Source organism: Mycobacterium sp. E3298 (assembly GCF_001666895.1).
Classification (GTDB): domain Bacteria; phylum Actinomycetota; class Actinomycetes; order Mycobacteriales; family Mycobacteriaceae; genus Mycobacterium.
In genome coordinates this window covers 1-1341 of sequence record NZ_LZJB01000201.1, presented here as the reverse complement: position 1 = coordinate 1341, position 1341 = coordinate 1, and the positions used below count along the sequence as shown (strand labels likewise).

1 protein-coding gene and 1 pseudogene are annotated in these 1341 nt (G+C 72.9%); one reads left to right on the top strand and one right to left on the bottom strand.

What is annotated here, in order from left to right:
* Positions 1-839 (top strand): annotated as a pseudogene (locus A9X05_RS09315) (hypothetical protein); the annotation flags it as partial.
* Here the strand turns inward: A9X05_RS09315 and A9X05_RS09310 are convergent.
* Positions 836-1341, bottom strand: a 506-nt coding sequence (locus A9X05_RS09310; RefSeq protein ID WP_067780827.1) for a 2'-5' RNA ligase family protein, incomplete at its 5' end; no start/stop codon positions are given. The pseudogene A9X05_RS09315 and the gene A9X05_RS09310 overlap by 4 nt on opposite strands.

The following is a 1341-nucleotide window of genomic DNA, read 5'->3' as shown; positions in this document are numbered from 1 at the left end:
TGCATTCCATCGAGCTGCTCTTCGACGGCGAGACCGAGGCGACGATCCGCGGGCTGTGGGACGCGCTGGCGGGCGCCTGGTTGTGCGGCCAGCGCTGGCTGGCCCGGGCCGACCCGTTCGGGGTGTACAGCATGGCGGTGTCGCGCCTGTCGCCGTTTCGCCGCAACCCCGACACCGGGCGCATCGTCGTCGGGAACCCCCTCGACCATCTGCCGTCGCTGCCCGTGCGCCCCGGCGTGGTCATGGTGCTCGCGGTGCTGCTCGGGTCCACGGCGTTCGACAGTTTCTCGTCGTCGCCTACGTGGCGCGGCTTCGCCGATCGGCTCTCCCCCGGCATCGGCCTGGCGCCCGCGGCGTCGTCGTCGCTGCTGCGGACGCTGGGCCTCATAGTCTTCATTTCGGTTGTGGCCGTGACGTTTTCGCTCGCCGCCCGCGCAACGGGCGGCGTCGACCGCGAGCGGCGCCGCGCCCTGCCCGGGCAGCTGGCGCACTCCCTGATCCCGATCGTGGTGGGCTACATCTTCGCCCACTACCTGACCTACCTCGTCGAGCGCGGGCAGCAGGCGGTGTCCGCGCTGGCCGACCCCTTCGGCCGCGGCTGGAACGTGCTGGGGCTGGCGCATCAGCAGGTCGCCTACGTGCTGTCCACCCACCCGCCGGTGCTGGCCGGGATCAAGGTGGCGTGCGTGGTGACCGGCCACATCCTCGCGGTGGTCGCGGCCCACGACAAGGCCCTGCGGCTGCTGCCCAGGGGCCACCAGCTCACCGGCCAGCTGACGATGATGCTGGTCATGGTCGGCTACACCTTCACCGGCCTGTACCTGCTGTTCGGCGGTTAGCCGATCAGGTGGTCGACCTTCTTCTCGCCGTTCCAGTGCCGCAGGGCGGCGAAGCTGCCCTCGACCAGCGTGGGCCGGCCAGCGATGCGCAGCGCGCGGCTCAGGGCCGGGCCGCCGACACGTCGGGCCAGCGTGACGTGCGGCGTCCACTGACCCGGCAGGCTGGTGGGCGCCGCCGCGGGGGCCAGGTGCTTCCCGCACAGCCGGTGCACCTCGGCGTGGAAATCGAGCAATTCGGCCGTCGGCACGACGAGCCGGGCCAGGATCGCATTGGAGCGCCCCAGCAGCACCGACGCGCCGACGGCGCAGCCCAGCGGCAGCCGCCCGGTGAGCGGCCGCAGCGCGGCGTCGGCCTCCTCGGCGATGCGGTCGGCCACCGCGAGCGTGACGTGCGGTCTCCCGGCGGGGGCCTGGCTGGGAATCCCGGCGCCCGCCAGCGCGTCCCACAGCCCGCGGATCGTCGCCTCGGTCTCGCCGTCGAAGAGCAGCTCGATGGAATGCA